Annotated in this window: 20 protein-coding genes and 2 pseudogenes; 19 read left to right on the forward strand and 3 right to left on the reverse strand. The window is 40.9% G+C overall.

What is annotated here, in order from left to right; all coding sequences use genetic code 11:
• The 3 genes from FZF09_RS19115 to FZF09_RS19125 all read left to right on the forward strand — a co-directional run.
• A partial coding sequence (locus FZF09_RS19115; RefSeq protein WP_158738191.1) for a hypothetical protein occupies positions 1-249 on the forward strand: 249 nt, incomplete at its 5' end.
• Between the two features lie 328 nt (positions 250-577).
• Entirely contained in the window at positions 578-3220 is a 2643-nt protein-coding gene (locus tag FZF09_RS19120) for a valine--tRNA ligase (RefSeq protein WP_158738192.1), read from the forward strand.
• A 72-nt stretch (positions 3221-3292) separates the two neighbouring features.
• A complete protein-coding gene (locus FZF09_RS19125; RefSeq protein WP_158738193.1) occupies positions 3293-4585 on the forward strand; it encodes a bifunctional folylpolyglutamate synthase/dihydrofolate synthase in 1293 nt (430 codons plus the stop codon).
• Positions 4586-4632: 47 nt separating this feature from the next.
• Here the strand turns inward: FZF09_RS19125 and FZF09_RS19130 are convergent, their stop codons facing one another.
• Positions 4633-4998: a hypothetical protein gene (locus FZF09_RS19130; RefSeq protein ID WP_158738194.1), complete on the reverse strand. Its 366-nt coding sequence runs from the start codon at positions 4996-4998 to the stop codon at positions 4633-4635.
• A gap of 826 nt (positions 4999-5824) precedes the next feature.
• On the opposite strand from FZF09_RS19130, the gene FZF09_RS19135 reads away from it, so the two are divergent.
• The 15 genes and pseudogenes from FZF09_RS19135 (at position 5825) to FZF09_RS19205 (ending at position 18162) form a co-directional block, all read left to right on the forward strand.
• Positions 5825-6550, forward strand: a complete 726-nt coding sequence (locus FZF09_RS19135) for a prepilin peptidase (protein ID WP_233269566.1) — start codon at positions 5825-5827, stop codon at positions 6548-6550.
• Positions 6551-6683: 133 nt separating this feature from the next.
• A complete protein-coding gene (locus FZF09_RS19140; RefSeq protein ID WP_158738196.1) occupies positions 6684-7718 on the forward strand; it encodes a hypothetical protein in 1035 nt (344 codons plus the stop codon).
• A gap of 123 nt (positions 7719-7841) precedes the next feature.
• Positions 7842-8423, forward strand: coding sequence for a Maf family protein (locus FZF09_RS19145; RefSeq protein WP_158738197.1), 582 nt, complete (start codon positions 7842-7844; stop codon positions 8421-8423).
• 79 nt (positions 8424-8502) lie between these two features.
• Positions 8503-9033 (forward strand): annotated as a pseudogene (radC, locus tag FZF09_RS19150) (RadC family protein); the annotation flags it as partial.
• A gap of 573 nt (positions 9034-9606) precedes the next feature.
• Positions 9607-11337: a reverse transcriptase domain-containing protein gene (locus FZF09_RS19155; protein WP_233269567.1), complete on the forward strand. Its 1731-nt coding sequence runs from the start codon at positions 9607-9609 to the stop codon at positions 11335-11337.
• A 208-nt stretch (positions 11338-11545) separates the two neighbouring features.
• Positions 11546-11686: pseudogene (locus tag FZF09_RS22885) on the forward strand (JAB domain-containing protein); the annotation flags it as partial.
• A gap of 564 nt (positions 11687-12250) precedes the next feature.
• On the forward strand, positions 12251-13294 hold the full coding sequence (locus FZF09_RS19165; protein ID WP_158738199.1) for a rod shape-determining protein: 1044 nt from the start codon (positions 12251-12253) through the stop codon (positions 13292-13294).
• Between the two features lie 13 nt (positions 13295-13307).
• Complete coding sequence (mreC, locus tag FZF09_RS19170; RefSeq protein ID WP_158738200.1) at positions 13308-14252, forward strand: rod shape-determining protein MreC; 945 nt, start codon at positions 13308-13310, stop codon at positions 14250-14252.
• On the forward strand, positions 14249-14773 hold the full coding sequence (gene mreD, locus FZF09_RS19175; protein WP_158738201.1) for a rod shape-determining protein MreD: 525 nt from the start codon (positions 14249-14251) through the stop codon (positions 14771-14773). The genes mreC and mreD overlap by 4 nt, the downstream gene beginning before the upstream one ends.
• 82 nt (positions 14774-14855) lie before the next feature.
• A complete protein-coding gene (gene minC, locus FZF09_RS19180; protein ID WP_158738202.1) occupies positions 14856-15596 on the forward strand; it encodes a septum site-determining protein MinC in 741 nt (246 codons plus the stop codon).
• A gap of 41 nt (positions 15597-15637) precedes the next feature.
• Entirely contained in the window at positions 15638-16429 is a 792-nt protein-coding gene (minD, locus tag FZF09_RS19185) for a septum site-determining protein MinD (RefSeq protein ID WP_158738203.1), read from the forward strand.
• 109 nt (positions 16430-16538) lie between these two features.
• Positions 16539-16889, forward strand: coding sequence for an ArsR/SmtB family transcription factor (locus FZF09_RS19190; protein WP_158738204.1), 351 nt, complete (start codon positions 16539-16541; stop codon positions 16887-16889).
• A 156-nt stretch (positions 16890-17045) separates the two neighbouring features.
• Positions 17046-17444, forward strand: a complete 399-nt coding sequence (locus FZF09_RS19195) for an ArsI/CadI family heavy metal resistance metalloenzyme (RefSeq protein ID WP_370514510.1) — start codon at positions 17046-17048, stop codon at positions 17442-17444.
• A 131-nt stretch (positions 17445-17575) separates the two neighbouring features.
• Complete coding sequence (locus tag FZF09_RS19200) at positions 17576-17761, forward strand: hypothetical protein (protein WP_158738206.1); 186 nt, start codon at positions 17576-17578, stop codon at positions 17759-17761.
• A 230-nt stretch (positions 17762-17991) separates the two neighbouring features.
• Positions 17992-18162, forward strand: a complete 171-nt coding sequence (locus tag FZF09_RS19205) for a hypothetical protein (protein WP_158738207.1) — start codon at positions 17992-17994, stop codon at positions 18160-18162.
• 215 nt (positions 18163-18377) lie between these two features.
• Here the strand turns inward: FZF09_RS19205 and arsA are convergent, their stop codons facing one another.
• Positions 18378-20105, reverse strand: coding sequence for an arsenical pump-driving ATPase (gene arsA, locus FZF09_RS19210; RefSeq protein WP_158738208.1), 1728 nt, complete (start codon positions 20103-20105; stop codon positions 18378-18380).
• Positions 20106-20119: 14 nt separating this feature from the next.
• Positions 20120-20476, reverse strand: a complete 357-nt coding sequence (gene arsD, locus FZF09_RS19215; RefSeq protein ID WP_158738209.1) for an arsenite efflux transporter metallochaperone ArsD — start codon at positions 20474-20476, stop codon at positions 20120-20122.
• Positions 20477-20591: 115 nt separating this feature from the next.
• On the opposite strand from arsD, the gene FZF09_RS19220 reads away from it, so the two are divergent.
• Positions 20592-20951 carry an ArsR/SmtB family transcription factor gene (locus tag FZF09_RS19220; protein WP_158738210.1) on the forward strand — a complete coding sequence of 120 codons (360 nt, stop codon included), beginning with the start codon at positions 20592-20594 and terminating at the stop codon, positions 20949-20951.
• The last annotated feature ends 19 nt before the right edge of the window (positions 20952-20970 follow it).

Below are 20970 nucleotides of genomic sequence, written 5' to 3' on the forward strand. Positions count from 1 at the left end.
AATTCAGAGGAGGAAACGCTGAATCAAGCAACAGAAGTGCTGAACCAAAGAGGAGAAGCGCTGAATCAGGAGAAAAGAGCGCTGGATCCAAAGAGAAGGACCGAATTCAGAGGAGGAAACGCTGAATCAAGCAACAGAAGTGCTGAACCAAAGAGGAGAAGCGCTGAATCAGGAGAAAAGAGCGCTGGATCCAAAGAGAAGGACCGAATCCAGAGGAGGAAGCGCCGAATCAAGGAGACGAAGTGCTAAACTAAAGAGGAGAAGAGCTGAACCAAAAGAGAAGAGCGCTGGATCCAAAGAGAAGGTCCGAATTCAGAGGAGGAAGCGCTGAACCAAGCAACAGAAGTGCTGAACCAAAGAGGAGAAGCGCTGAATCAGGAGAAAAGAGCGCTGGATCCAAAGAGAAGGACCGAATCCAGAGGAGGAAGCGCCGAATCAAGGAGACGAAGTGCTAAACTAAAGAGTAAGCACTGAACCAGAAGAGAAGAGTGCTGAACCTATAAAAGAACCCCTAAATTTGTTACTGAATAAATGAAAACACAAAAAGAACATACAAAAAGGAAAAGGAGAATGTACGATGGCAAACCAAGAAACAGCGATGCCGACAAAGTATGATCCGAAAGATACCGAAGCCAAATGGTATCCGTTTTGGACAGACGGAGAATTTTTTAATGCAGAAGGAAAAGGAGATAAAGAGCCTTATACGATTGTTATCCCGCCCCCAAACGTAACGGGACGTCTTCACCTCGGCCATGCATGGGACACGACACTCCAAGACATCATTTCCCGAGCAAAGCGGATGCAGGGTTATGATATGCTCTGGCTTCCCGGCATGGATCACGCTGGTATTGCAACACAGGCAAAGGTGGAAGGAAAATTAAAAGAAGAAGGTAAGAGCCGTTATGATCTCGGCCGTGAAAAATTTCTCGAAAAATCGTGGGAATGGAAGGAAGAGTATGCTGATTTTATCCGTCAACAATGGGCGAAGTTAGGCCTTTCTCTTGATTATTCCAGAGAACGTTTCACCCTGGATGAAGGTCTTTCTAAAGCTGTTCGAGAAGTATTTGTCACCCTTTACAATAAAGGCTTGATTTACCGGGGTGAATATATCATTAACTGGGATCCGGCAACGCAGACGGCTCTCTCTGACATTGAAGTAGAATACAAAGACGTGCAGGGCCATTTTTATCATATGAAATATCCACTAAAAGACGGTCCCGGACATATTGAAGTAGCCACAACCCGTCCAGAAACGATGTTAGGGGATACGGCGGTTGCAGTGCACCCTGATGATGAACGCTATCAGCACCTTATTGGAAAAAAAGCAGTGCTTCCGATCGTCGGACGTGAAATAGATATTATTGCGGATGATTATGTCGACATGGAATTTGGTTCTGGAGCAGTTAAAATTACGCCGGCTCATGATCCAAACGACTTTGAGATGGGCAACCGTCATGAGCTTGAACGCGTACTTGTGATGGATGAAGGCGGAAAAATGAATGAAAATGCCGGGAAATATCAAGGCATGGATCGATTTGAATGCCGTAAACGACTCGTAAAAGATCTTCAGGATGAAGGCATTCTCTTTCATATTGAAGAACATATGCACTCTGTCGGTCACTCTGAGCGAAGCGGCGCCGTTGTAGAGCCTTATCTTTCCACGCAATGGTTTGTGAAAATGAAACCATTAGCCGAGCAAGCGATTGCACTACAAAAGCAAGAAGGAAAAGTAAACTTTGTACCGGATCGTTTTGAAAAAACGTATTTGCACTGGCTTGAAAATATCCGTGACTGGTGTATTTCCCGCCAGCTTTGGTGGGGTCACCGTGTACCTGCCTGGTATCACAAAGAAACAGGCGAGATTTATGTCGGACACGACGCGCCAAAAGACGCAGAAAACTGGGAGCAGGATGAAGATGTATTAGATACTTGGTTCAGCTCGGCTCTATGGCCGTTTTCTACCATGGGCTGGCCGGATACGAATTCTTCTGATTTTCAGAGATTCTACCCGACAAATGTACTTGTAACAGGCTACGACATTATCTTTTTCTGGGTGTCTCGCATGATTTTCCAGGGTCTTGAATTTACAGGAAAGCGTCCGTTCAACGATGTATTGATTCACGGACTTGTTCGGGATGCTGAAGGAAGGAAAATGAGTAAATCGCTTGGAAACGGTGTCGATCCGATGGATGTGATTGAAAAATACGGAGCAGATGCACTGCGCTTTTTCCTTGCGACAGGTACAACGCCGGGAAATGACTTGCGTTTCCATTGGGAAAAAGTCGAAGCAAACTGGAACTTTGCTAATAAAATTTGGAATGCATCCCGTTTTGCCCTAATGAACATGGATGGTCTCACTTATGAGGAAATCAATTTAGATGGAGAAAAAACAATTGCAGACCGCTGGATTTTAACGCGCCTCCAGGAAACAATCAGTGATGTCACCCGCTTAATGGACAGCTACGAATTTGGTGAAGTGGGACGCCTTTTATATAATTTCATCTGGGATGACGTCTGTGATTGGTATATTGAAATGGCAAAGCTGCCGCTCTATGGCGAGGATGAAAATGCAAAACAGACTACACGTTCGGTTCTCGCGTACGTGCTCGATCACACGATGCGTTTGCTGCATCCGATTATGCCGTTTATCACAGAAGAAATCTGGCAGCATTTACCTCACAGCGGAGAATCAATCACAACGGCTGCTTGGCCAAAAGCAAACGAATCTTTTATTGACGATAATGCGGTCAAAGATATGGAACTTCTAAAAAGTGTTATCCGTTCGGTACGTAATACTCGCGCCGAAATGAATGTAGCGCCAAGCAAACCGATTGATTTGCAAATAAATACTGCAGATCAACATGTGCTTGCGCAGCTAGAGCGCGGCCGTGACTATCTTGAGCGTTTCTGTAACCCAGAAAATCTCACAGTAAAAACGGATCTTGATGCACCTGAAAAGTCAGTTTCCCAAGTGCTTACTGGTGCAACACTGTATATGCCGCTTGCTGGTTTAATTGACCTAGATGAAGAAATTGCACGGCTTCAAAAAGAACAAGAAAAGCTTGATAAAGAAGTGGAACGTGTCCAGAAAAAACTTGCAAATGAAGGTTTCGTTAAAAAAGCTCCTGCTCATGTTGTAGATGAAGAGAAACAAAAAGAAAAGGATTATCTTGAAAAACGAGAAAAAGTAGCAGCTCGGATCCAAGAATTAAAAGCATAAGAAGGGATAAAAAGACCACCGCGTATAATATGCGGTGGTCAGCCCTATGTAAACAGAGAAAGGAGTATAGAAATGAATACATATCAGGAAGCGAGACAGTGGCTCAAGGATTTTACCACTTCTGATATACGTCCTGGTTTAGATCGTGTGAAAATGATGCTTGAAGGGCTAGGAAATCCAGAACGTCGGCTGAAGGGAATACATGTTGGAGGCACCAATGGTAAAGGATCTACAACTGCTTTTTTAAGAGAGCCGATGAAAGAAGCAAGCTTAGTATGCGGAAGTTTTACGTCCCCTTCTGTTTATGATTATCGTGAAAGAATAGCAGTAAACGGGGAATCTATTTCTGAGCATGATTTTTTAGAATGTGTAAAGGCTGTTAAGCCAGTGGCAGAAAGCGTTGCGAAAACGCCTTTTGGCACCCCTTCTGAGTTTGAAGTGCTCACTGTTATAGCTGCCCATTATTTTGCAGCTAAAGCATTTCCAGATGTAGTCATCTGGGAGGTTGGGCTTGGCGGCCGGCTTGATTCTACAAATGCCATTTATCCTATGATTTCTGTCATTACAAATATCGGCCATGATCACCAGCATATACTAGGAGAAACCATAGAAGAAATTTCAAGAGAAAAAGCAGGAATCATTAAATCCGGCGTACCTGTCGTGACGTGTGAAACAAACCGAGCAGCATTGTCGGTTATTGACCGATCAGCTTCTGAAGCGAATGCTAAATTATATCAAATGACAAAAGACTTTAATATTGTCGGAGCAAAATCGAACGAGAATGGCTCGTCGTTTTCTTTTCATTCCCTTTTAGGCAATCTGAACGATCTGGACATTTCTATGCTTGGTCGTCATCAAACAAAAAATGCTGCAGCTGCTTTAATGGTATTTCGGTATTTAAAAATGTATTATGCTTTACCGGTAGAAGAAGAACATATACGCACCGGATTGAAAAAAGCTGTTTGGCCGGGCCGGTTAGAGTACAGAGATTCAAAGCCGCCGATTCTCCTTGATGGAGCACATAACAAAGAGGGGATGGAAAGCCTTGCTGAAGCCTTGAAAGAACATTTTCACGAGCGGCCGATTCATTTGATAGTAGGGATGACCAAAGAAAAAAATCCAGAAGAGCTGCTAGCTCCATTTGCTGGTCTGCCGGTATCTTCTGCAGCAGCAGTGCCATTTGCTGGTGAAAGATCAGCACAGGCAGAAACTATCGCAGAAAATAGTCCGTTTGATCAAATGCTGGCGCTTCCTGATTGGGAAACAGCATGGGAAAAGGTACAAAATCAAGCCGGGACAAACGATATTGTCGTTATTGCCGGTTCTCTCTATTTTATATCTGAAGTGGCCAGGAAAATGAAATAAAAACAGAGGGCTTAGTATGAGACAGCCCTCTTCGATTCGTAAGAAGTTTACACACATTGAAACGATTCGATTCGATTGGTGTCGATACCAAAGTAAACCCAGCGGAAAAAGAACCATCTATAGCCAGCGACCGATCTTCTGCCAATAAAAGTGGGGTAAAACCAAAACGAATCTCCATTGGTTAGGCGCATAAAGGTATAACGATACAGACATCCATAAAGCGATCCAGGATCAACGGCATATAAAGACGGACCTCCTGCGGCTGATGGGACTGTTTGCGGCGGCGGACCTGAAGGAGGCTGTCCTGGTGGTCCCATGTCCCCTCCTGGTCCAGGTCCAAAACCAGGCCCGGGTCCAAAACCGCTGCCGGGCCCCGGACCGGGCGGAAATCCAGTTTGACGATACGGAAACATAATTTTTCCCCTTTCCATGCAAGTTTCTTTTTTAATCTATGCTGTAAAAACATGATGGTGAGTATCCGCCTAACCAAGAAAAAACGAGAGCTAAGATTGCTCTCGTTTTTTCTTTACTTTAAAGGTAACAAATTATAAATATTTGGCGTTTTACATGTCTAGCTCCAGCGCCTACTCGCTCGAAAGCAAAGATCAGCTTTCCATATGCCGCCCCTCCAGGACTTGTCGCTCATGAGCAAGGCGCTTGCGCTTTTCTTACTTATCCTGTTTAACCATGCACCAATAAGTAAAAAGCAAAAAAACGATGACACATAGGGAACAAATATGTTGTAAAAAAGGAAGCCATTCGATAGAAACCACCTCTTATGTAAACGTTTTGTTAAACCCCAGCATTTATTCACACCGGCGTATGAGAAAGTCTATCTTAGCACCAGATTTGGGTTCATTTTACTATTGATTGTCCATTCGCTGTTCAGCTAAATATCTTATAAATTCACACCATTGTACGAAAGTCTCAGAAAATTCCTTTTTTACTAATTAAAATAACCTATATTTACATTTAAATATTAAGAAATTTTTTCCATTAAAACTATAGTTTTCAAGGTTATTGAATGATATAATGTAACAGTTAAATGTATTTGAATTTACTTTCTTCTTGTATATGCACGGCCCCCTTCACCTATATCTCGTGTACATTTCTCACCCTCCTTCTTGTCTACTAGGGTTTTCCATTCTAAAATACTTTTCATGCTTTAGAAAGTCCCGCCGCAATGATATAAATAGAAAGGAACAATATATGGAGCTCATTTCATGGTTGTACATATTTATGTTAGGGCTGGTACTCGGATCGTTTTTTAATGTCGTTGGCCTTCGCCTGCCAAAAGGCAAGTCTATTATTTTCCCGCGCTCTCACTGTTCGTCTTGTAATCAAACATTGAAAATACTTGATTTAGTGCCCGTATTATCCTTTGGTTTGGTAAAAGGGAAGTGCAGGACATGCGGAGTAAAAATTTCTTTTATGTACCCATTAATAGAGCTGGCATCGGGACTGCTTTTTCTTGCAGCCTGGTTCACTTATGGGTGGTCATGGGAATTTGCAGCTGCTGTTTTGCTTATATCCATGCTCCTTATTCTAACGGTTAGTGATTTAATGTTTATGATTATCCCTGATAAAATTCTTGTTTTCTTTGCTATTTTGATATTTTCTTTTCGGTTAACAGTCGTTCCACTAGAACCTTGGTGGGAGATGTTGGCTGGAGCAGGCCTTGGTTTTTTTCTTCTATTGTTAATAGCAGTTATTAGTAAAGGAGGTATGGGTGGAGGCGATATTAAACTCTTTGCTGTTCTTGGTCTTTTCTTTGGTTTAGAGAAGATTTTACTTGTATTCTTTCTTTCCATATTTTCAGGTGCTTTATTTGGTTGTCTTGGTATTCTTACAGGGCAAGTGAAAAAAAGAACACCCTTTCCATTTGGACCTTACATTGCAGCGGGAAGTCTGATTACTTTATTTTTTGGAGTCGATATCTTGCAGTGGTATTTTCATTTCTACTAAAAGATTATAAGTTTAAAGACGAGTACAATTGACAATCTTTTTGAGAACAAGACGACAAGAGTCTTGTTCTTTTTTATGCAAGCTGTGCTAGTGTATTCTTAACTATCGTGAAACTTCGAAAGGGGACCTTGCTATGAAAAAAGACAAGCCTGAGGTTTCTTTTAAAATTAATGGAAAAAAGATAGATGTAGAAAAGGAGGAACCCAAGCAGTCAGAGCCTCCTGAACAACCGGAGCGAAACCTGGATAATATACCGGTGGCAGATTGGAAAGAAAAAAGAGCAGCAGAAGAAGAGCAGGCAGCTTCTTTTTGGGAAGAAGATAAGCCGAAACGTCCAAGTGTCCCATATAAGAAAATCCGGAAAAAAGCAAATCTTCCTAGAAAACCAAAAAAGCCTAGAAATTATCGAAAGTCTCATTCTTTCTATTTTATAACTTTAACTGTCGGAGCAGTAGCGTTAGGTTTATTGTTTGGCATCGTTATGCTTCAATTATTTGCTGAAGATGAGGATGCTTCTACAACGGCCGCCATTAACAGAGATGATCAAGCGCCTCCCATTTCTGCAAATTTTAATGACAGCACCGCGATGCACGTTATCCAAACGGGGGCATTTACAAAGAAAGAGAAAGGTCTTGAGATGCAGGGAAATTTTCATGCAAACGGATACCCGGCTGTGTTGACACATGATGGGGAGTATTATTATTTATTTTCCGGCGTCTCTTTCAATGAAGAGGGGTTGGAAAGGTTAAAAGAATATTACGATTCAGAAGGACTTGAAATGTATGAAAAAACTCGTACTATGCCAGAGCCGAAAGAAAATGAACAAAATGACACGGAAAATACAGAAATGCTCTTAACCAGTAAACAGCTCTTAATGGATGTGACAAACGCGGCCCTATTAGAAGAGAAAGAAAACAGCGAAGACCTGCTTGGCACGTTGGAGAATCACCTAGAGCAGACGGAAAACTGGAAAGAGGACAAGGTTTTTGCAGATCTAAGAAATACATTAGAAGAAATAAAAGAGGAATGGGCCGAAAATACAGAAGCGTCCAGCACCTTGCAGGAATTATTAATTGAAGCTGTGCTTTATTATGAAGAAGCGGTTTATGCTCATAATGGTGAAGACAGGGAAGAGGGACACTCTGAGACGAAACAAGAACCGCAATAAAAAATGAACGGCATGAAGAGTTTTTACCAATTATTTCTTGTTAAGCAGAGCAGCATCTGGTAAACTGAACATACACCTTGTACAATAGGAAATAAATCTTATTGAAAAGGTGGTCTTCTCTTCATGCCTTCACTACTCTTAGCTTCTCAGTCTCCACGACGAAAAGAACTTCTTGAACAATCTGGATTCTCCTTTCACACTCAAGTCAGCAATGCTTCTGAAGAAGTAGACCCCAGTATACCCCCATCTAAAACCGTAGAAGAACTCGCTTTGCGTAAGGCTGAAAAAGTTTTTTCTCAAAACGCAAATGAAACGGTCCTTGCTGCAGATACCGTTGTCGTTTCAGATAACACTATTTTGGGAAAGCCTGCGGATGAACAAGAAGCGAGACAAATGCTTCGACAACTCTCCAATCGTACCCACGATGTTTACTCAGGGACTGCAATTCTTTCCAAGGATGTCCGCAAAGTGTTTCACGTCAAAACCGAAGTCGTTTTTTACCCGCTGCAAGAAGAGCTCATTGCATCCTATTTAAAAACAGAAGAACCATACGATAAAGCTGGTGCTTATGGGATTCAAGGAAAGGGGCGTTTGTTTGTAAAAGCCATACATGGAGATTACTTTAATGTCGTTGGTTTACCTATTGCCAGAGTCGCACGTGAGCTCGAAGCTTGTCATATTTTTCCCTCTTTTAACCAGCATTGACTGCCGTTTGGCTCATATCTTCCATTATCCGAGGGTGCACGTTTAGAAAGGAGGAATTTTTTTGACAAATTCGTCTGTCATGATGAAAGATATGCCTATGAGCGAACGGCCAAGAGAAAAAATGGCCAAAGAAGGCGCAGATCGTTTATCTAATCAAGAGCTTTTAGCAATATTGCTTCGAACAGGTACAAAAACGGAATCGGTATTAGAACTGTCTCAAAAAGTACTATTCCATTACGATGGGTTGAAGCTTTTAAAAGAAGCCACTACCGAAGAGCTCCAATCCATTAATGGAATAGGAAAAGCAAAAGCGCTGGAGTTGCGAGCAGCGCTGGAGCTTGGCAGACGAATTTATACTTTTCAAGATGATGAGCGTTACGTTATCCGCACTCCAGAAGATGTAGCTGATTATGTGATGGAAGAGATGCGTTTTTTGACCCAGGAACATTTTGTTATATTATGTCTTAATACGAAAAACCAAGTTATTCATCGACAGACTTTATTTATTGGAAGTCTCAATACTAGCATTGTCCATCCACGTGAACTCTTTAAGGAAGCTCTTCGCCGCTCTGCTGCTTCGGTCATCTGCCTTCATAACCATCCTTCCGGAGTGCGCCTGCAAGGTGCATAATTTTAGCGGTTTCTAAAGAAATCTAGAACTCCTTACAATGTTCTATGGTCAGCATCTAACCTTGAGGGGAAACCCATAGAGGGAACATAGCATGATGTGAAAAGGAGAAAAGACGACTAAGCTATCTCATGTCGAGTCAGTTCTTCAGACCAAGTGATGTATGGTAAAAGCTAAACTGCTTGAATCCTAGACGAATGAGCGATGGGTGCGCCATTGTCTACGATAGCTAACAGGCAATGAGGACAAAATGGGAGATACATTGCCACTGTGTCTGCTGGGTATTTCCAGAGCCCTGTCCATAGTAAGGTTTTGTCCTTCAATCCTCAACTTGAGGAAACCGTCGAAAGGGATACCTAACCATCACGCATCTAAAATTATGTCATAATGCAGGGATTACCTAAGTGCAAGTGCCAACTGGCTATTAGACAAAGGTCTATGAAAATTGCATAGGGTAACGGAGTCTCCATAGTACCCAACGTTTGCTTGTAATGAGTTTAGCAGGGGGAAGGGAGACAGGTTGATGTTAACGTCAACTAGAAAGGAGTCATGAATATGGCAAAGAATCCATTTCGACAGTTAGACGTTATAAGGGATGCTTCTCGGAAAAAAAGTATGATTTCGGATTGTTATCGTCTCATGTATAACAAAGAACTATGGATTAAAGCATATGCAAAACTATATCCGAATACAGGGAATCTAACAAAAGGTACATCTGATGAAACAATAGATCGTTTCAGTTTACAGAAAATAGATGACATCGTCGACCAATTGAAAGCTGGAACATTTCGCTTTGCACCTGTAAGAAGGGATTATATCCCAAAATCTAATGGGAAAAAGAGACTATTAGGGGTTCCTAACTTCAAAGATAAGATGGTACAGGAAGTAATGAGAATGATACTGGAAAATGTCTATGAACCAGTATTCTCAGATAACTCTCATGGTTTTAGAGAAGGAAGAAGCTGTCATACAGCACTCTCTCAAATCAAAAACACATGGAAAGGGTTAACATGGTGTATTAAAGGAGACATTAAACGCTTCTACGACCATATGGACCATTCTGTTTTAATCAATTTAATTTCAAAGAAAGTTAATGACCGTCGTTTCCTGCTTCTTATACATAATGCACTTACTAGTGGTATTATGGAGAATTGGACATATCATCAAACATACAGTGGTACACCACAGGGAGGTTTTATCTCGCCAATATTCGCCAACATCTATCTTCATGAATTTGACATGTTTATGGAAAAACAACTGAAGAAGTTCGATAACGGCAAAGTTAGGGTGAGAAAGGGAGAATACACCAAGATTCGCTCAAAAATCAGCACCTTGTCCCGAAAGATTAAAAGACTTGATGAAAGAAATGGACATCAAATGTGGGAAGGAAGAGAAGAATTAATTCTAAGCATCCAAGAACGGAAAATAAAAGTAGGAATTCCTTCTATCGACCCTATGGACGAAAACCATCCCAGAATGAAATATGTTCGGTATGCTGATGATTTTGTTTTAGGAATTGCTGGTTCCAAACAAAGTGCATCCTATATGAAGGAAATGATTAAAATTTTTCTTAAAGAGGAACTTCAATTAGACCTTAGTGATGAAAAAACGCTAATTACCCATTTAAAAAAACCTGTTCCTTTTCTAGGATATGAATTTCGAAAATGGAATGAAGTTAAGATCAAAAAAGTCATGTGTAAAAACCATAAACATCCAATGAAAAAGCGAACACTCTCAGGTGCAATTAAATTAGAAATTCCCGAAAAGAAAATAAAAGAATTTGCGATAAAAAATGGATATGGTAACCTAGACACTTTTAAAATAATACATAGAGCAAAGCTAATTAACAATTCGGAGTTAGAAATACTGTATACCTATAACGCTGAACTACGAGGAATTGCAAACTACTACAAACTAGCTAATAACTATCATCATTTGGATAAACTCTTTTATTTAGCTGAAAGTAGTTTTATCAAAACGATTGCAAATAAACGGAAAAGCACTTCTAAGAAAGCTGCCTCAAGTATGAGAACGCATAAACAAGGAGTCTTGTGCCTAGTTAAGAAAGATAAACATGGCAATGAAAAACTTCATCAGTTCGTGAAATTAAAAGACCTTCCTAAACATCAAGGTGCGATCAAAGCTGTTTCACCTGAAATAGATATATTGGTAAATACATTCAAATATTCAGGAAGAACAAATTTTGAAAAACGTTTATTAGCAAACAAACGTAAAGCGTGCGGTACAACAGAAGGTCAGATGGAAGTCCACCACGTTCGAAAATGAAAGGATATAAAGAAGAAACCTTACTGAACATATTTCGACAGATAAACACTTGTGTTTTGTTATAAGTGCCATCATGACCACCATGAGAAGCAAATTCCGATTAGTCAACTGGCGAGCCGTATACGCTGAAAGGTGTACGTACGGTTCTGAGGGGGGAGCTGTGAAACCTGCTTTGGGAACAAAGCAAGGCGTATGGCTCCTACCCTACGACCCTTCTCCAAGCAGTGAAGATATCGAAGTAACCAGCAGGCTTACAGAATGCGGACGTATTTTAGGAATTGATGTGCTTGATCACGTTATAATCGGAGATCGCAAATTTACAAGTTTAAAAGAAAAAGGCTGTATGTGACCATTTATTCATGATAAAACCCCCCAATTCCTTCTTGTACTTTAGGGAAATTTAACTTTGGTAAAGGATCAAAGTAAAAGTTAAACTACATCTTTCGCCATAGGACTCGGCGGCAAGCAAAGCTTTCTTTACTTTTTTACTTGGGGAAGAAAGCATACATTTTGGCGTTTTTGATGTCTAGCTTCAGCGCCCAGCCGCTCGGGGTTTCTTCCCTTTCGACTCCGGGCCGCAGGCGACCCTGCGCGAAAGCTCCAGAACCTGTCGCGGCTGACCAGGGCGCTTGCGCTTTTCTTACTTGCTGAAATGGTCCTTTTCTTTTAAAATTATAAGGTTGAAATAATAAACCTGTACTCGTCTAAGAAAAATAGATTAAAATTGTGAAAGAACATGGAAAGTCTATGTTTTTCCATTTGTTTTCAGTATAATATGTCATAGTGGACATTTTTCTGCGTATGAAAGGTCACAGATTAAAAATATAACTTTCGGGTAACAGGTAATTATATTTCTAAGAAGATTGAGATGATTAGATAAAAGAGTTTGTGAAGGATGAAGGGAGATACATAGATGTTTGGTGGGTTTTCAAAAGATCTAGGAATTGATTTAGGCACGGCAAATACATTGGTATACGTGAAAGGAAAAGGTGTTGTCGTTCGGGAGCCTTCCGTTGTCGCTATGAGAACAGATGCGGGGTCGATTGAAGCAGTAGGAAACGACGCAAAGAATATGATCGGAAGAACGCCTGGAAATATAGTAGCCGTTAGACCGATGAAGGATGGTGTGATCGCTGATTTTGACACAACCGCTACAATGATGAAATATTTTATCGGTCAGGCCCAAAGAAACAGGTCGATTTTCACACGCAAGCCAAATGTAATGGTTTGCGTACCGTCTGGAATCACAGCTGTGGAAAAACGGGCCGTTGAAGATGCAACAAAACAAGCAGGTGCTAGAGAAGCTTATACGATTGAGGAGCCTTTTGCTGCAGCAATAGGGGCTGATTTACCAGTGTGGGAGCCAACCGGCAGTATGGTAGTTGATATTGGCGGCGGAACGACTGAAGTTGCGATAATTTCACTTGGCGGTATAGTTACAAGCGAGTCTATACGTGTAGCGGGCGATGAAATGGATGAGGCGATCATCCACTACATCAAGAAAAAATATAATTTAATGATCGGTGAACGTACGGCTGAAACATTAAAAATGGAAATAGGATCAGCTGGAACAGCAGAAGGAATAGAGGATATGGAAATAAGAGGACGGGACCTCGTTTCTGGTCTTCCGAAAACGATCTCTGTTACTGCAGCAGAAGTATCTGGAGCTCTTGCTGATACCGTAAATACCATTGTGGAAACAGTAAAGACTACGTTGGAAACCACTCCGCCTGAACTTGCTGCTGACATTATGGACCGGGGTATTGTTTTAACAGGCGGTGGGGCAATACTTCGTAATATCGATAAAGTGTTAAGTGATGAAACAAATATGCCGGTGCTCGTAGCCGAAGAGCCGCTCGATTGTGTAGCACTTGGCACGGGAAGAGCTCTTGAGAATCTACATCTTTTCCGATCAAAAGCTGGTATCACGTCCCGGTCTAACCGGAATGCACTGTAAGTAGGTGTCCTTTATGCCCCATTTTTTTTCAAACAAAAGACTTATCATACTAATGGTTAGCATCATTGTTTTGGTTGGACTTATTGGCTTTTCGATGCGCGAAAGAGAGGCGGTGACCTGGCCGGAAAAATTTGTCCGGGATTCTACAGGCATCGTACAGTTCGTATTTAGTCAACCCGCTCACTTTGCAGCGGGTTTCTTTGGGGATATAAGAGATCACTTACAAGTGTATGAAGAAAATCAGCTCTTAAAGTCCCGTCTCGATGAATATGCTTCCCTTTCGGCGGAGCTAGAAAGCGTAAAGCAAGAAAATGATACGTTAAAAAATATGATAGACGCAGATGAAAGTCTCACAGATTATGTGATGCGTTCTGCGCTTGTTATTCACCGTTCCCCAGACCGTTGGACGGAAACCATTGGAATCAATAAGGGCCAGCAGGACGGCGTGGAAAAAGATATGGCGGTTGTTACTGCTCAAGGCTTAATCGGAAAAATCCAGACAACGTCAGAATTTACTTCAACCGTTCAATTATTGTCGGATGGAAATCGGACAAACCGTGTCTCAGCTATGGTAAACACCGGCGAAGCACCAGTATATGCTTTTATTGAAGGATGGGATGAAGAACGGGAAGGACTGATGCTTCGAAAAATTGAGTCGGATGCAGATGTGGAAGAAGGTCAAACGGTAATGACATCTGGTTTAGGGGGCATTTTTCCTAGAGGGTTGGCAATTGGTGAAATTACGGAAGTCGAACCTGATGAATATGGCCTGACCTATAATGCTCTAGTGGAACCAGCAGCTAACTTTTATAATATCGAACAGGTTAATATTATTGAAAGAACAAGTGACAGCTTAGATGGAGAATTACAAATGGAAGCAGATGACGGGGGAGAGGAAGAAGATGAGGAACCTGTAGAACTGCAAGAAGAAGATTTTGAGAACGGAGGGACACCATGATCCGTTTTCTTCTGCCTATTGTTGTATTTGCCTTATTTATACTCGAAGGCACGTGGTTTCAAATTTTTGTTCCTCCTTCCCAAGATTATAATTATATTCTTGTTCCCCGCTTTGTGCTTATTGCTGTCGTGCTGATTTCGATATTTCGTGGTCCAGGTATTGGTGTGCTTTATGGAATTGCCGGAGGACTTTTATACGATTTTGTGTATACAGATTTATTAGGAATATATATGTTCAGTTTAGGATTCACTGCTTATATTAGTTCATTTACTTATACCGCTGTCCGTATTAGCTACATGTGGCAAATGGTAATAATCATCGGCTCCATCTTAATATTTGAGTGGATGACATACGGACTGTATTATGTTGTAGATTATACCGATATTTTATTTGAAGACTTTTTTATGGTTCGTCTGCTGCCTTCTTGGATCTTAAATGGATGTGCAGCAATACTGCTTCTGTATCCTTTCCAAAAGCTATTTCGGCGTCTAGAAGACTATGAAGCTTTGCAGCAGCGATAACCGGCAGTATCTGAATCAATTAGCAGGATTAATGGGATTGTTTGTGGAAGTAAAAGAGATCAGTGTGAACTAGGTGATGATTATGGCTCAAGCTCCAGAGGTGAAGCAGATGAGTACAGGACCTGCAAAAAATTTAGTTACAATAAAAGGGACAAAAGAAGGGCTGACAGTTATTCTTGATGATCAGTGCTCTTTTGACGATTTAACGAAAGAGCTAAAAGAGAAAATTTCTAACGATAAGCAGGTGTTTGGAGACGGTCCCGAAGTGGAAGTAAAGGTTGACGCGGGATACCGTTATTTATTAAACCATCAAAAAGAAAAAATAAAACATCTTTTAGAAGAAGCAGAATCGATTCTTGTTGGAGAGTTTCATTCGGAAGTAATAAGTAAAGAAGAAGCAAGACGGGAACGGGAAGAAACAGGACTAACAGCTGTTACGAGAATTATACGATCAGGTCAAATTCTGCGTATTAGAGGGGACGTCCTATTACTTGGTGATGTAAATCCAGGAGGAATCGTGGAGGCTACTGGTAATGTTTATATTCTTGGCACCTTAAAAGGTATTGCAAGAGCCGGAGTCGAAGGCAGAGAAACTTCTGTTGTTTGTGCTTCCGTTATGGCCCCGCATCAAATATCGATTTCCGATGCAATCTTTTATGCACCTAGTCGATATGAAAAAAAAGAAAGCGGGCCTTTATTTGGAGAACCCGTGTATGCTTACATAGCGAATCAGGATCTGGAAATTTCTTTTGAAAAAACCAGACTTTTAAATCAGTTTCAGTCAGCAGCTGCAGCGAAACAAGGAGAAACTTTGAGTACGTAATGACTGGGAAGCTCTCTTGACGTTTGGAAGGAGGAATTGCATTGGGAGAGGCAATTGTTATCACATCTGGAAAAGGCGGTGTAGGAAAAACTACTACTTCAGCTAATATAGGTACCGCGCTTGCTCTGCAAGGAAAACACATTTGTCTGGTAGACACAGACATTGGTTTGCGTAACCTTGATGTTGTGATGGGGCTTGAAAACCGCATCATTTATGACCTTGTTGACGCAGCAGAAGGAAGATGCAGGGTTCAACAGGCGCTGATAAAAGATAAACGATTTGACTGTCTTCATTTACTGCCGGCTGCACAAACGAGTGATAAATCAGCAGTAAGTACAGAGCAGATGAAGCAGATGATTGAAGAGCTAAAGCCTGATTATGATTATATTATTATTGATTGTCCGGCTGGCATTGAGCAAGGCTACAAAAATGCTGTATCGGGAGCAGATCAAGCGATTGTCGTTACTACGCCTGATACGTCTGCCGTTCGTGATGCCGACCGTATTGTTGGGCTGCTTGAGCAAGAAGAAATGGCACCTCCAAAACTCGTAGTAAATCGAGTGAGGCGGATTAATGAAGGAGATATGCTCGATGTAGATGATGTCGTTTCTACTCTCGCGATTGATCTGCTTGGCATGATCGTAGATGATGAAGAAGTATTGAAAGCGGCCCACAAAGGAGAGCCGATTGTAATGAATCCTAACAGCCGTGCTTCCCTCGGCTATCGAAATATAGCCAGAAGAATTCTCGGGGAATCTGTGCCGCTTATGGCAATAGATCAAAAGAAAAGCTTCTTTTCTAAAGTGAAAAGCATGTTAGGTTTAAAAGCTTGACGTTTTATTACTGCTTCCTCTAAAAAAAGGAAGCAGTTTTTTCTTGCATTCTGACAAAGTTTTCTATATACTATCATTAAATCAAAAAAAATTGATTAAGGGGATTCCAATGAAATCTTTGCCGCTAAAAGATATTAGTAAATCTAATATTTCCTTTAAAAGCTATCAAAAGAAATTTAAAGCGCTGGCTGATGTAAAGCGTCTTGAAATTATGCATGAACTTACGAGACATGATAGTGTTTGTGTTTGTGATTTAACTGATATATTCGATCTGTCTCAGTCTAAATTGTCTTACCACTTGAAAATATTATTAGATGCAGGATTTATTTTAAAGGAAACAAAAGGTACTTGGAGTTATTATAAGCTTAATGAAACAGAAGTGAACCATATTTTATCTGAAGAGCTGTGTTGTTTGTTTCGCAAAGGTGCTAAACGTAATTCTGACAAACAACGAGGTTAAGACTTGGCAATAAAGCTAAGTTCTCTAATACTTTAAGAAAAAATTAAACTATGCTTAAGGGATAACTACGGCATTCGCCATAAGTACTTGGAGGAAAGCCGTGTTTTTCTAAAATAAATTAATCAAAAAAAATTGATGAAAAGAGGAGGACTTTACATGATTCACGTTGGGTTAAATGTCACTGATTTAGAAAAATCGATTCGTTTTTACGAGGAAGTGTTCGAGGAGGGACCTGTTAAGAAAAAAGAGGATTACGCCAAATTTATGCCTGCTGAAGTTCCAGTAAATTTTACGTTAAATAAAAGTGAAAAAGTAGAAGGAAATCAGGTTGGCCATTTCGGTATACAGCTAGAAAATAAAGACGCCATAATATATCATAAAAAACGTCTGGAGGAAAAAGGATATTTTTCAAGAGATGAAATGAATACCACTTGCTGTTATGCGCTTCAAGACAAATTTTGGATAACCGACCCGGATGGAAATGAATGGGAATTTTTCTATACGATAGCGGATTCAAAAGAAAATCATTCACACACTATTACGTGCTGCTCATAAATTGCTGTAAAGGGGGCTTTCTGAAACTGAGAAATGGACACTACTATTACATGCATCCCCTTCAGATAACCTTTTAGCAATGGTATGGAATAATTTTTTTTAAAAAGGTTATTAAATAGTTGGCGTTTTAGATGTCTAGCTTCAGCGCCTACTCGATTTCTTCGGTCCGTCAATGGAAAGCAAAGATCAGCTTTCCATATGCGCCCCTCCAGGACTTGTCGCTCAAGAGCAAGGTGCTTGCGCTTTTCTTATTAAAAAGGAGCATCCAATATGTCAGGGATAGCTCCTTTTGCTGTTTATTTCATCAAACGAAATAATTTACTTTACGTAAGAATGTATGGTATATTTTGAGAAGAAAATAAGTTTGAAATAAATTGTCCTCTTTTTCCTCGCGCGCAGAACTTCAGTCTGGTTTATTCTCATAGAAGAATCCATTTCATTTTCCATTTTTTTTAAGAAGCACGAAATACGTCTAAAAAAGATAGAAATTGCCATAATGACAAATGTAGAGAAAATCCGAGTTTGGTAAAAAAAGGAGGGAAGATCCTTGATGACTACGGAATATGACTATTTGTCGGCAGAAGAGAAAGATAAAATTGATGAGCTGCAAGAAAAAGTAAAACATGCTGCAGATGATGACGCTTTGAAACGATATACGACTCAAATGACGTTGATATTTGAAAAAGCAAGAGTGCGGGAAGAAACGAGCCGCACATGAGAAACAATAAAAGAGCTGGCCTAAAGGCCAGTTCTTTTATTGTTATTTTATACTACCCTCGGGGCACAAGCGCAACATCTACTCCAACCCGCTTTGTTGTTATCGTAGTTATGCCATCTAGACTTGATGGCAAGTCGTTTTTTCGAAAAAACTCATTTTTAATGCTCAATGAATCACGGAATTGCGTTCGATAGCCGGCAATTAACAGCTGTACACTATTCTGGCTTATATGGAACGAGGCAGGTTCGATTTTTGTGATTTTCCCTTGTCCTCGTTATCCATTTCATTTCTTGAGCGGCTCGACCTGCTAACACAGGATCCTTTGTATGAGAAGCCAAAAAACTATGATTAATAATCCACCAGGCTGGCTTCATCCCTGCGCGGTTAAGGTCTGTCTCCAGCCTTTCTGCTTCGAGCACCGGCGTCGTTTCTGGAAGTGTAATAATTAATACTGCCGTCTGTTCTCTATCTCGTAAACGCGGCAAAAGTTCTTTAACCTCCGCTGGAAGCTCTCCTTGAGAGCGTAGAACTTCTTGATGATACGACTCTGCTGCATCAAGCAGTAATAAGGTGTGCCCGGTTGGGGCTGTATCTAATACGACAAATTCATTTTCAGCTCGTGCTGCCGTTTTTGCAAAGGCATGAAACACCGCTATTTCTTCAGTACAAGGAGAATCTAAATCTTCCTTTAAATAGGCTAAACTGTCTTCGTCGAGATCATCACTTACCCGTGCTAGAACATTTTGTTTATACGTATTTGTTTCTGTTTCTGGATCGATACTGCTTACTGTCATAGAAGAGGGAAGTTTTTTCCCGCGAAGCGAATGATGTAAGTGATTAGCTGGATCGGTCGTTGTCAAATGAACAGAATGTCCGCGTTCTGCAAGGGTTAATGCAATTTCTGCAGCTGTGGCAGTTTTGCCGACACCGCCTTTTCCCATCGTCAAAATTAGACGAGAATCCTGATTTATGAGATCATCGATCAGATTATTTAACCCCGGCAGATCTGGCGCTGTTAAAGAATTATCAATGGGGTGATATGTTTTAGGTATTTCTTTTTGTAATAGGGAGCGCAGTCCTTTTACTCCTTCGATATTTTCTGGGAATAGCGGTATATGATAGTGTGGCAAAGGCTCTAGTGACTTTGGTAATTCGCTTAATGCTTGCTGCTGGCGGCGAATATACTCTGCAGCAATTTTATCTGGACTGTCTGTAAACGGGTGAACTCCGTTTAAAAGCAGAAATTGATTGGCAATGCCAAGCTCATTCAATTCCGCACTAGCACGGCCTGCTTCTGTTAGCGAAGACTGTTCAGGCCGGGCAATGAGAAATAGGGATGTTTTCTCTGGGTCTGCAAGAGTTTTGACCGTTTGATTATACAAATTTTCTTTTTCCTGCAAGCCAGCCATCGGACCAAGGCATGAAGCCCCGTGTGTACTGTTATCAAGAAAGTCGCTCCATGCTGTCGGGAGCTGCAATAATCGTAAAGTATAACCGGTAGGAGCTGTATCAAAAATGATATGATCAAATGCTTCATTCGTTTCAGGAGAAGCAAGTACACTCGTAAACTCGTCAAATGCAGCAATTTCTACTGTACAAGCCCCTGAGAGCTGTTCTTCCATACTTTCAATAGCTGCTTTGGGCAGTTTGCCGCGATAAGGACCGACCATTTTTTCCCGATATGCTCGTGCAGCTTCTTCTGGATCAATATTAATCGCAAATAAACCGTTTATGCCAAAAACAGCAGTTTGTTTGTTAGAAAGTTCCATGTCAAAGACATCCTGAAGGTTAGAAGCAGGATCTGTACTAACAATGAGAACATTCTTTCCTTCATCAGCAAGCGCAATAGCGGAAGCAGCTGCGGTTGATGTTTTACCGGCGCCGCCTTTTCCAGTAAAAAATAAGTGCTTTGTTTGAGGCAGATGTTTTCGTTCAAAACGCATCTAGTATGGCTCCTTTAGTTAATAGAAATGTCGACTTTTGATGGTTTGCTTCCTTTTTGTAATGTTTCTTGAGAAATCCCCAGCCATTCGCTTAGTTCCGTTCTTGAAGGGTATTCTCCTGATTTTACAATTTCTCCGTCTAACATAGTAATCGGAAGAATATCGGTTCCTTTTTCTTCCATTAACTTACTAATATCTTGCTTTTGCACAAATGGGTCTGGTTCTTGGGCAAGATTGTAACGGTGTATATCAATCCCTTTATTTTTTAAAATGTGTAAGTCAGAAGCAATCCGGGTTAGTGCAGGGTCAACATCTGGACCGCAAACGCCTGTAGGACAGCAAAGGGCTGGATCGAAAATCTCTAATTTCATTTCCATACGTCCTTTCGTTAAAAATATTTACTTATTGACATATAACTATTTACTTATATTATAATAAGCCATAAGAAAATATATTTCAAGATGAAGCAGAGAAGGGAGGTTTCCTATGAAAACGAAGGCCGAGGTACCAATTGAAAAAGCAGCTCCGATATTAAAGCTGCTTGGAGATAAAACGAGATTGACGATGGTTGCGCTTTTGGCGGAAGGCGAGTGCTGTGTATGTGAATTTACTGAAATTTTTAATATGAGCCAGCCGTCCATCAGCCAGCACTTACGAAAACTGCGTGACGCAGGAGCAGTGCTTGAAGAAAGAAGGGGACAGTGGGTCTTTTATTCTTTAAACAAGGAAAATGAACTTTATCCGTTGGTTGAAAGCTTGATCAGCCAGCTGCCTTCGCAAAAAGAAAAGCTGGAGGATTTAGAAAGAAGCGGGAACCGTATTGTTTGGTGCGGCACTCGCAGATAATACTTGTGGAGAGAAATCA

It is taken from the genome of Alteribacillus sp. YIM 98480 (assembly GCF_009765375.1).
Lineage (GTDB): Bacteria > Bacillota > Bacilli > Bacillales > Marinococcaceae > Alteribacillus.